General features: G+C 66.4%; 7 protein-coding genes and 1 pseudogene. 2 read left to right on the top strand and 6 right to left on the bottom strand.

Features of this window, described 5'->3' with window-relative positions:
• Positions 1-621: 621 nt before the first annotated feature.
• The 6 genes from B4N44_RS18960 to B4N44_RS18935 form a co-directional block, all read right to left on the bottom strand.
• Positions 622-1,605 carry a diguanylate cyclase gene (locus B4N44_RS18960; protein WP_296704347.1) on the bottom strand — a complete coding sequence of 328 codons (984 nt, stop codon included), beginning with the start codon at positions 1,603-1,605 and terminating at the stop codon, positions 622-624.
• Entirely contained in the window at positions 1,602-6,275 is a 4,674-nt protein-coding gene (locus tag B4N44_RS18955) for a PAS domain-containing protein (protein WP_296704345.1), read from the bottom strand. Before B4N44_RS18955 ends, B4N44_RS18960 begins: the two co-directional genes overlap by 4 nt.
• A 270-nt stretch (positions 6,276-6,545) precedes the next feature.
• Positions 6,546-6,923 carry a formylglycine-generating enzyme family protein gene (locus B4N44_RS18950; protein WP_296704339.1) on the bottom strand — a complete coding sequence of 126 codons (378 nt, stop codon included), beginning with the start codon at positions 6,921-6,923 and terminating at the stop codon, positions 6,546-6,548.
• Complete coding sequence (locus tag B4N44_RS18945; protein ID WP_349681103.1) at positions 6,806-7,096, bottom strand: DsrE family protein; 291 nt, start codon at positions 7,094-7,096, stop codon at positions 6,806-6,808. Before B4N44_RS18945 ends, B4N44_RS18950 begins: the two co-directional genes overlap by 118 nt.
• Before the next feature lie 110 nt (positions 7,097-7,206).
• Entirely contained in the window at positions 7,207-8,628 is a 1,422-nt protein-coding gene (locus B4N44_RS18940) for a cbb3-type cytochrome c oxidase subunit I (RefSeq protein ID WP_296704336.1), read from the bottom strand.
• Between the two features lie 25 nt (positions 8,629-8,653).
• The gene (locus B4N44_RS18935; RefSeq protein ID WP_296704332.1) at positions 8,654-9,082 is read right to left on the bottom strand and encodes a c-type cytochrome; all 429 of its coding nucleotides are present in this window, start codon (positions 9,080-9,082) and stop codon (positions 8,654-8,656) included.
• A gap of 209 nt (positions 9,083-9,291) precedes the next feature.
• On the opposite strand from B4N44_RS18935, the gene B4N44_RS18930 reads away from it, so the two are divergent.
• Both B4N44_RS18930 and B4N44_RS18925 read left to right on the top strand, forming a co-directional pair.
• Positions 9,292-10,011: a Crp/Fnr family transcriptional regulator gene (locus tag B4N44_RS18930; RefSeq protein WP_296704330.1), complete on the top strand. Its 720-nt coding sequence runs from the start codon at positions 9,292-9,294 to the stop codon at positions 10,009-10,011.
• A gap of 153 nt (positions 10,012-10,164) precedes the next feature.
• Positions 10,165-10,441: pseudogene (locus tag B4N44_RS18925) on the top strand (NADP-dependent malic enzyme); the annotation flags it as partial.

The following is a 10,441-nucleotide window of genomic DNA, read 5'->3' as shown; positions in this document are numbered from 1 at the left end:
GCTGAGGCACGACGCTAATCACCTCAAAGAATAACCGCGTCGAAGGTGCGCATCGTTCGGCGAAGGACTCGCCGACGCTCTCGGGGCGACGCGTCGGTGGCCGCCGGCGCCAGAGCCAGCCCCATCGCAGCCGACGGCATTTGTGATCATACTGCGTAACCAAATCTGATCGGATCGATGGCCGGCCGATCGAAACCTGTTTTGGCCTCGACTTTGGCCATTTCCGAGCCTCGGCGAGAGGGCCGCGAGGTGCCCTCGAGCGACAGTGACGGACCCGATTGATTTGGCGGCAGAGGGCCGCGCTCGGTGACGGCGGCGCTGCGGGCGATGGGCTGAGCGCGGAGCGGCGCTTCGAGCGTGACTGTGAGCATCGGGTGCTGAATCGGGCGCGGTGGTCGTCGCGTCAGGGGGCGCGGATCCTGCTGTCGCTGTTGGAGCTTCCGCTCTCGACCCATCATGGGCCTCGGCCGAACGCTCGGCGTGCTACGCAACTCACACTCGATCGACGCCGCCTGCGGACCGCCAGGGTCGACCATGCGGCTGGTGTCATGTCCCGGAGTTGACCGCCGTGGTCGACAGCACGCCTGGCGACCGCACGGCCTGGTCCGTCGCCTCGAGTCTCTAGTGGCGCGATGGTGAGCCGTGCTCCGGTGCTGGCGGCTCCACCCGATTGCGTCCGCCGACCTTGGCCCGGTAGAGGTTACGGTCGGCCAGGCGTAGCAGCGTCTCGGGCGCATCGTAGGCCGAGGGGGTCCGGGTGGCACAGCCAAGGCTCGCGGTCAGGCGCGGGCCCTCGCCACGTGCATCGGCGGTACGGGCGAAGCTGGTCTCGATCTCGGCGCGAATGGCCTCGGCCAGTCGCGAGGCACCCTCGGCATCGGTCCGCGGCAGGAGCAGCACGAATTCCTCGCCGCCATAGCGTGCGAGCAGGTCGGCCGGGCGCTTGAGCTGGGCGGCCACGCACCGGGCGATGCCGCGCAGGCACTGATCGCCCACCGGATGGCCGAAGGTATCGTTGACGGCCTTGAAGTGATCGGCGTCGATCATGACCAGCGACAGCGGGGTCTGGTGGCGCTGGGCGAGGCACCATTCCTTTTCAAAATGCCGATCGAAGGTGCGCCGGTTGGCCACACCCGTGAGGCCGTCGCGTTGGGCGAGCTGGGTGAGCTGATCGCTCTTACGCTTGAGGGCGACATGGGTGCGCACGCGTGCGCGCAGCACTGCGGCCGAGTAGGGCTTGGTGACGAAGTCTACGGCGCCGGCCTCCAGTCCAGCGGCCTCCAGCACCGGATTCTGGTTGCTCGTGACGAAGATCACCGGGATCGCCGCGCTGACCGGGTCGGCCTTGAGCCGGCGGCAGACCTCCAGGCCGTCGATGTCCGGCAGATGGTGATCGAGCAGGATCAGCTCGGGTCCCTCCGCGGCCAGCTCCAGGGCGTCGCGTCCGCGGGTGGTGACGAGTAGGGTGTAGTCCGCCTCCAGGAGGCTGGCGGCCAGGCGCAGGCTGACCGGGTCATCGTCCACCAGCAGCAAGCGCGGATGGTCCGGCGCGTCCACCGCCAGGGGATGGGTCAAGTCGAGGCTGTCGGCGTCGAGGTTGATCATGGAAGCAGTTCCTTGAGTCGAGCTAGGGTGGCCCAAGCACTTGCATAGTCGAAGGCCTGGATCTGCGCGCAGAGCTGCCCGAGCTCGGCGGGGGCCTGATCGCCGAGGTGACTGCGCAGGCGCTCGAGCAGTGCATCGCGCACCAGCCGGTGGCGACTGAGCAGCGGCTCGAGCTCGGCCAGATCCGCCCGCACAGCAGCGAGATCGCAGGCCGTGTCGACCGCGGCCGGGGACGCCTCCGGCAAGTATGCACGCAGGGCGGCACGAGTGACCTCGAGCGCGACCAGGCAGTCGGCGAGCAGCGCATCCACGCGCGCCGGCTCGGCCGCATCCTGCAGCGCGGCCTCCAGTGCCTCGGCCGTCGCCTGCACCTGCACCGCGCCGACATTGGCCGCCGCGCCCTTGAGTGTGTGGGCCAGGCGCACGGCGGTCTTGGTGTCGGCCACAGCGCGAGCGGCGGCAAGCTTGGCGGACCAATCTTGGAGTTCGCGCAGGAAGGAGCCCAGGATCACCCGCAACAGCGTCTCGTCGTCGCCCAGCCGCTGCCGAGTCCCGGGCAGGTCGAAGCCGTCCAAGTGCAGTGCCACGGCCGATGTCTCGTCCGCAACGGCGGCCGACTCGGTTGCCGAGGTCATGACTGGCTCCGGTTCGGGCTCGGCCGGCTGGGCCTCGACGCGCGCCGGCAGCCAGCGCAGCAGGGCGCTGACGAGCTGCTGCCGATCGATGGGCTTGCTCACATGGTCGTTCATGCCCGCCGCAAGCACGCGCTCGCGGTCCTCGAGGAAGGCCGCGGCGGTCATGGCGATGATCGGGATGTCGCGACCCCAATCGGCGGCGCGGATGGCGGCGGTGGTCTCGAAGCCGTCCATCACCGGCATCTGCAGGTCCATGAGCACCAGATCGAAGCGCTTGGCCGCGAGTGTGTCCAAGGCCTCGCGGCCGTTGTTGGCGACGCTCACCCGCAGGCCCAGCTTGCGCAGGACGGCCAGCGCCACCTCCTGGTTGGTCAGATTGTCTTCCACCAGCAGCAGCTCGGCGCCACGGATACGCCGGGCGCGCGCATCGGGGTCGAGGGTGCCGACCTCGACCGGGGGCCGGCGCACATAGCCGTGCTGCTGCAGGTCGGCGATCGCCTCGAGCAGCATCGACTGGCTGACCGGCTTGCTCAGCACCAGGTCCGGCTGCAGCGGCCCGCGGGCGGCGGCCTCCCGCAGGGCCTGACGCTCGAAGGCGCCGACCATCAGCACGATGGGGATGCGCCTGAGCCGGCCTTCGGCGACGGCACCCTGGAGCTGCTCCAGCAGCCAGAGCCCGTCGTGGCGCGGCATCTTCCAGTCCAGGATCAGCAGCGAGACCGGCTCGGCCTCCTCGGCGGCGGCGCGCAGCCGGGCCAGGGCGCTGTCGGCATCGGCGGCGGTGTCGACACGAAAGCCCCAGGTGCTCAGGTAGTGCTCGAGGACCTCGCGCACGCTGGCCTGGTCGTCGACCACCAGCACGCGCCCGGGCGCGAGGTCGCCCCCGCGCGCCTCTGCGACGGTTGCATCGACCGCGAGCGGCAGCTCGAGCCAGAAGGTGCTGCCCGCGCCCTCGGCGGAGTCGACGCCGATGACCCCGCCCATGATCTCCACCAAGCGCTTGCTGATGGTGAGCCCGAGTCCGCTACCGCCGAAGCGGCGGGTGATGGAGGCATCGGCCTGGGCAAAGGGCTGGAACAGCTGCGCGACCTGCTCGGGGGTGAGACCGATGCCGCGGTCGCGGACCTCGATGCGCAGCCACCGGCGGTCGGCCTGGTCGGTCTGCTCGGACGGCTCGGCCTGTTCCGTCTGTTCGATCTGTTCAGGGGACGCGACTGGCGCCGCGGCGGCGCGCACGACGATCTCGACACTGCCGCGGTCGCTGAACTTGATGGCATTGTCCACCAGGTTGTTGAGGATCTGGCTCAGGCGCAGGGCGTCGCCGCGATACCCCCCGGCGAGCGCGGGCGGGGCGTCGATGACGAGCTCCAGGCCCTTTTCATGGGCGACGACGGCGAACAGCTCGGCGACCTGCTGCAGCACCGCATCGAGCCGAAACGGTGCCGACTCCAGCACCACCTTGCCGGCGTCGAGCTTGGAGAAGTCGAGGATGTCGTTCAAGATGCGCAGCAGCGCCTGAGCGGCATGCTTGACCTTCTGCACCAGACCGCGCTGCTCGGTATCCAGCGGGGTGTCGAGCAGGATGTCCAGAAAGCCCAGCACGGCATTCATGGGTGTGCGCACCTCGTGGCTCATGTTGGCGACGAAGGCGCCCTTGGCGGCGTTGGCGGCGTCGGCTTCGGCCTTGGCGGCGCGCAGGGCTTGCTCATGCTCGCGCTGGCAGGTGATGTCCGTCGTGGTGCCGATCATGCGCAGCGCCCGGCCGTTGGCGTCGCGGCTGACGACCTCGCCCATGCCGTGCAGCCAACGCACCGCGCCGGTCTTGGTCAGGACCCGGTAGTCGAGCGCGAAGCCCGAGCTTGTGCCCTGCATGAAGTGCTCGATGGCCTGGTCGATCCGCGGCAGATCGTCCGGGTGCAGGTGGCTGCGCCAGCGGGTATAGCTGGGCTCGACCTCGCCGACGGCATAGCCGAGCTGCGGGTACCAGTAGTCGTTGACCACCTGCTCGCCAGTGACCAAGTCGACGTCCCAGAGTGCGGCCTTGGTGGCCTCGATGGCTAGACGATAGCGCGCCTCGCTCTCGGCTAGGGCGACTTCCAGCCGTTTGCGCTCGGAGATGTCCTCGACCATGGCGAGATGGCGGGGGCTCTCACCGGCTGCGATGGTCATGGGGGCGACGGTCAGACTGGCCCAGACCACCGAGCCGTCCGGTCGCAGATAGCGCTTGTCCATCTGAAAGCCCGGGATCTCGCCGGCGTTTAGGCGCGCCATGTTGTCGAGGTCGGCCTGCACGTCGTCGGGATGGGTGATCTGAATCCAGTCGATGCGCATCATCTCCTCGCGCGTGCGCCCGGCGATGGCGGCGAAACGCTCATTGACCTCGTGGATCTGGCCGGTCAGGGAGTCGATGAGGGCGATGCCGAGCGGCGCCTGCTCGAACATGGTGCGGAAGCGGGCCTCGGAGCGGGCGGCCTGCTCCAGCGCCTGCTGCAACTCGGCGGTACGCGCCTCCACGCGCTGCTCGAGCTCGCGGTTGAGGGCGCTCAGCTGCGCCTGGGCCTGCTTGCGTGCGCTGATGTCTTGGGTGGTGCCGGCCATGCGCAGCGCCGTGCCGTCATCGGCGCGGTAGACGCGCCCGAGGGCGCCGATCCAGTGCTGGGTGCCGTCGGGTCGGACAATGCAGTAATCGGTGGCGTAGTCCTCCCCTGTTTCGGCGCAGTGGCGGATCAGCGCCTCGACGCGCGCACGGTCATCCGGATGCAGCACGGCGAGGAAGTGCCCTAAGCTGGGCTCTCGGCCCACGGGCAGGGCCAGGTGCTCCTTGCAGAGGTCCGACCAGTTGAGCCGGTTGCTGGCGAAGTCCCAGTCCCAGACGCCTAGACTGGCGCCGTCGATGGCCAGCTGCAGCCGCTCCTCGCTCTCGCGCTCGGCGGCGGCCGCGTACGCCCGAAGCTCACGGCGCTGACTACGGACAAGCGCCCGGGCACTGCCGAGGATGATGGCCAGCAGGGCGAACAGGATGGCGCCATAGCGCAGCCAGATGCCGGCGATCTCGGCGTGGTAGACCGCGCGCGGCACGAAGTCCACCAGCTTCCAGCGCTCGCCATGGTCCGCGACGGTGAAGGGCTCGGCCGATGCGGCGTCTGCGTCCGGCCCGCGCAGGCGCGTGGCCAGCGTCTCAGCCCGGTCCTCGGCCAGACTGCGGGTCGGGATCACGGTGTCGAAGCTCCAGAGGCCCGCGGCGGTCTCGAACTGGCCGTGGGTCTCGGTGCTGATGCGTGCCCAGGCGTCGGGATGGCGCTGCGCCAGGGTCCGCTCGGGGTGCCCGAGCATGAAGCCCCATTCGTCCTCGGCGCTGGGGCCGCGCAGCCAGTAGCCGTCCTGATTGAGCAGCCAGGTGTCGGACGCGTGTAGGTCTGCGAGCGCCTCGAGCAGGTTCAGTGCGATATAGTTGACGATGACGATGCCGCGGCTGTGGCCATTGCGGTCGAAGACGCGCTGGGCCAGGCGCAGCATGGGTTTGTGCGGTTGCTCGATCGCACCCTGCTCGATGTTGAGATCGAGCGGCGAGACATAGACGGCGCCGGGCGGCAGGGCCATGGCCTCGGTGAAATAATAGCGATCGGCCTTGTTCTGGAGTTCGGCCTGCGGCACCACCACGGGGCCGTCCGGAGAGCGGTCAACGCGAACGCGCTCCAGGCCGGTCTCGTCGATCCAGCGGATCTGGTCGTACTGCGGCTTGGCCGAGACGAAGGCGCTCCAGTCGCGCTGCAGACAGTCGCGCCGGTCGGTGGCCATGTCCTCCAGACAGTCGCCCAGCGCGCGGCTGCGCGCGAGATAGCGCAGATCGCGGCTGGCGGTGATCAAGATCCGCTCGAACGTGCCGGCATTGAGGGCGACCGCCTGCTCGCTCTCGGCGGCGAGCAGGCCGGTCACCTGCCCGGTGGCGGCGCGCACGGCCAGACCGATGCCGATGAGCATGGCCAGGCAGACCAGGGTCAGCCAGGCCAGCTGTGAGGTGCGCAGTGTCGTCATTCCCGTGTGCTTGCAGTCCCAGCCCACCGGCTTCCTTCTCCCCAATGGCGCCATGCGCTCGCCGCAATTACGAACAGTTGACCGAGCTCGACTTTGGCCATCCTAGGCGGTCGCCGCGAGCTGCTCCAGCAGGCGATCGAGGCGCTTGGATGAATCGTGATCGCGGCGTTCGTTGCGCTGTGGCGATTCAAGGTCGGCGTCATCCCGGTGATCGCGGCTTGCGCACTGGCGGGACTGGGTGACTCGCTCCTCCTTTAAACTGCGCCAGATTCAACGATCGTCGAGTCCGCAGCCTGCGGGATTCTCATGGGCAGTTCCGTCGGCAGGCGCCTGTGCGAAGGTCTCCGCAAAGCAATCGGCGACCCATTCAAAGACGTTGCCCGCCGTGTCGTAGAGGCCGAAAGCGTTGGGTTGAAAGGAGCCGACCGGCGCCGTCTCGTAACCGTCCCACGCACTGCCGCACCCGGCGCAATTAGCGAAGGTGATCGCAGGGCGAAAGCCGTCCGCCGGCTTTCGCCCTGCGACGCAGATTACCAGGTCAAGGTTTGCGTGTCGTCCTTGAAGAGCGCGCCGCCGGTCAGCTCGGGATTGCCGACCCGGGCGCCGGGGATCAGATCCGCCTCGGCAACGCCATAGTGCTTCATGCACATGGGATACACCAGGACCAGGGCGCCCTTGTCGATCATCGCGGCCAGTTTCGCTTGGTGCTCGCCGAAGGTCGCGGCGTTCGCCTTGGCCCCGATGAAGACACCCTTGTCGTTGAGGAAGATGGTCAAGGGGTGGCCGCGTTCGAGTTGATTCTGCCCGAAGGTGATACCCATATTCGCGCGGTGCGGGTCATCCGTCGTCAGGTTGATGTTTAGTCAGGGGCCTAGCCGGGACCGAGCCGTGACCGGATTGACCCGATCGGCCCCGGCTTGCCCCCCTTGACTCAGACGGCTGCCGGATTCGGCTGCACCTTGCCGGCCTCGATCGCCTGCGGGTGCTTGGCATCGTGTGCCGCAACGAAGAAGGACGCGATATAGGCGCCCAAACCGCCCAGGAAGACGACCCCGGAGAGCACCCGCAGCCAATAGAAGAGAGCCACCTTGTCCTGCACCACCATGAAGGGCAGCGGCGTCTCCGTATAGCGTTGCAGGAAGATCTGCAGGATGCCCGCTGCGGTGAGGAACAGCGTAATGAACACCATGGAAATGCTCATGAGCCAGAAGGCCCACATCTCCAGGACCTGCGAGCGCATGCTGTTGGCCTCCCGACCGTTCAGGAGCGGCATGGCGTAGGAGATCATGGTGATGTTGATCAGCACATAGGCCCCATAGAAGGCGAGATGCCCGTGTGCGGCCGTGATCTGCGAGCCATGGGTGTAGTAGTTCACCGGTGCCAGGGTATGCAGGAAGCCCCAGACGCCGGCGCCGAGGAAGGCGAGCACCGCGGTGCCGAGCGCCCAGAGCACGGCGGCCTTGTTCGGGTGGTTGCGCCGGCGTTGGTTGACCATGTTGAAGGCGAACACCGTCATCATGAAGAAGGGCAAGGGTTCGAGTGCCGAGAAGATGGAGCCCCACCAGTGCCAGTACTCGGGCGCGCCGATCCAATAATAGTGATGCCCGGTGCCGATGATGCCGGTGATCAAGGCCATGGCAATAATGATATAGAGCCATTTCTCGACCACCTCGCGGTCCACACCGGTCGTCTTGATCAGCACGAAGGCGAGCATGGCCCCCATGATGAGTTCCCAGACGCCCTCGACCCACAGATGCACCACCCACCACCAGTAGAACTTGTCGAGCACCAGGTTGGTCGGGTTATAGAAGGAGAAGAGGAAGAAGACCGCCAGACCGACCAGACCGATCAGCATGACCAGACTCACGACCGTCTTACGTCCCTTGAGGACCGTCATGCCGATATTGAACAGGAAGGCCAGCGCGACGATCACGATACCGACCTTGGTGATGGTGGGTTGCTCCAGGAACTCGCGCCCCATGGTCGGCAGGATATCGTTCCCGGTTATCTCGGCCAGGCGCGCGTAGGGAACGGCCAGATAGCCGATCACCGTCAGGGCGGCGGCGATCAGGAAGATCCAGAACATCAGGTGAGCCAGCCAGGGGGCATAGAGCTCACGTTCGCTCTCCTCCGGAATCAGATAATAGGCCGCGCCCATGAAGCCCATCAGCAGCCAGACGATGAGCGTATTGGTATGCACCATGCGGGCGACATTGAAAGGGATCTCGGGGAACAGGAAATCCCCGACCACATACTGTATGCCCAGAACGATCCCGAAGATCACTTGGGCAAGAAAGAGTCCGATCGCAGCAATAAAGTATGGCTTGGCGACGGCTTGAGATTTGTATTTCATCGAATCGGTTCTCCGGTGCTGCGGATCAGCCTTGAATGTTCGGCGGCCAGCCTGCCGTATTGATCTCGGAGCTGTATTTCAGGAATTCGGCGATGGCGTCGAGCTCCTCGTTGCTGAAGTTGAACTGAGGCATGCTGCGTCGCCCCGGGATACCCATCGGCGGACGACTCTGGATGTACGCCTTGATCGCCTCCTTGTTGTTGCCGAAGCGTGTGTAGACATTCCCCAACTCGGGGGCGAAGTAAGCCCCTTCGCCGAGCAGGGTGTGGCAGCCGATGCAGTTGTTGTGCTCCCATAGCTCCTTGCCCTTGGCGATGCGCTGGCCGACCTCGGTGGAGAGGTCCAGTTGATGGCGCTGATCGCGTTCGGGCAAGGCGAAGGAGGTGTCGAGTGTCAGGGCAAGGAACAGCAGGATGAAGAACACGGAACCACCGTAGAAGATGTTCCGCGCCATGGATTTCGTGAAGACTTGCGCCACAGGATGAGGCCCTCGGTGATGGATCGAACCGTGGCCGCATTGCACGTTCCGGAGGCATCCTCCGCCTTGATGCAAATCAAGCCGATCCTGCAGACGATCGCGGCCGTCCGGCTTGACACATCCGTCCCGCTCCCGTAGATCGATCCGAGATTCCAACCAACGGCCAACGCCCGACAAGGCATCCGATGATCGACGAGTTGAAGACCGCACCCCTCCTCGCCGGCCTAAGTCACGGCCAACTCGAGCGCGTGAGCCAGCACGCGACGCGTATCGTCCTCGGCACCGAGCAGCTTCTGTTCAGCCAGGGTGATCCCGCGGAGCGCTTCTACCTGGTTCTCAAGGGTCAGATTCAGCTCTTTCGGCTCTCGCCGGGCGGGGCGGAGAAGGTCATCGAGCTGGTCTCACCCGGACAGACCTTCGCCGAGGCGCTGATGTTTCTCAAGGCCCCACGCTATCCGGTCTGTGCCGGTGCTCTGGTGCCTTCGGAGCTGCTCAGCCTGGATGCGCGCGACTTCTCGCAAATGCTGCATGAGTCGGTCGACACCTGCTTCCTGATGCTCGGCTCGCTGAGTCAGCGACTGCGCGGTCTGATCGGCGAGATCGACAACCTCACCATGCACACGGCGAGCAGTCGAGTCGCTCGCTATCTGTTGGCCAAGGTCCCGCCCGAGCGGCGATCACTCAAGCTGGACGTACGCAAAGGGGTGCTGGCCTCGCGCCTGTCGATCCAGCCGGAGACCTTCTCGCGTGTGATGAAGGAGCTTGCCGGCCGAGGCATCATCGAGGTCCACGGTGCCCAGGTCACCATCCTCGAGCGTGCCGCCCTCGGCGAGGTCGCGGAGCTCCAAGACAATGTCGAGCTGGGTCCGCCCAGCAGCGGACCTGCGGGGCTGCTCAAGGGCTGATTCGAGAGGACGCGTTCACGTCGGGCGGGACTCGAGACGAAGCCGATTGAAATCTTTGCAGCCATCTGCTGCACCGCAGCATAATGACCGAGACATGACGGCCGTACCCCCGAGTCGGCCAAGCACGCCGCACATCACCCAACGGAGACCCAGATGCCGGACTCATTCGATCAGAACGCACTCGACTATCACCGCTATCCCAAACCCGGCAAGCTGGAGATCAAACCGACCAAACCCATGGGCAACCAGCGCGATTTGGCGCTGGCCTATTCGCCCGGGGTTGCGGCGGCCTGCCGCGAGATCGAGAAGGATGCGATGAACGCGTCGCTCTACACTGCGCGCAGCAACCTGGTCGCGGTCATCACCAACGGCACGGCGGTACTGGGTCTCGGCGCCATCGGCGCACTCGCCTCCAAGCCGGTGATGGAAG

The organism is Thiocapsa sp. UBA6158 (assembly GCF_002423035.1).
In the GTDB taxonomy this organism is placed as follows: Bacteria; Pseudomonadota; Gammaproteobacteria; order Chromatiales; family Chromatiaceae; genus Thiocapsa.
The sequence above is the reverse complement of the archived record's forward strand: the minus strand, read 5'-3'. Positions and strand labels throughout refer to the sequence as shown.

What these genes read in the sequence shown, in the direction of transcription:
- B4N44_RS18945 (WP_349681103.1), bottom strand. Translation starts at nt 7,096, where the DNA reads ATGGGTATCACCTTCGGGCAGAATCAACTCGAACGCGGCCACCCCTTG.
- B4N44_RS18940 (WP_296704336.1), bottom strand. Translation starts at nt 8,628, where the DNA reads ATGAAATACAAATCTCAAGCCGTCGCCAAGCCATACTTTATTGCTGCG.
- B4N44_RS18930 (WP_296704330.1), top strand. Translation starts at nt 9,292, where the DNA reads ATGATCGACGAGTTGAAGACCGCACCCCTCCTCGCCGGCCTAAGTCAC.
- B4N44_RS18960 (WP_296704347.1), bottom strand. Translation starts at nt 1,605, where the DNA reads ATGATCAACCTCGACGCCGACAGCCTCGACTTGACCCATCCCCTGGCG.
- B4N44_RS18935 (WP_296704332.1), bottom strand. Translation starts at nt 9,082, where the DNA reads ATGGCGCGGAACATCTTCTACGGTGGTTCCGTGTTCTTCATCCTGCTG.
- B4N44_RS18955 (WP_296704345.1), bottom strand. Translation starts at nt 6,275, where the DNA reads ATGACGACACTGCGCACCTCACAGCTGGCCTGGCTGACCCTGGTCTGC.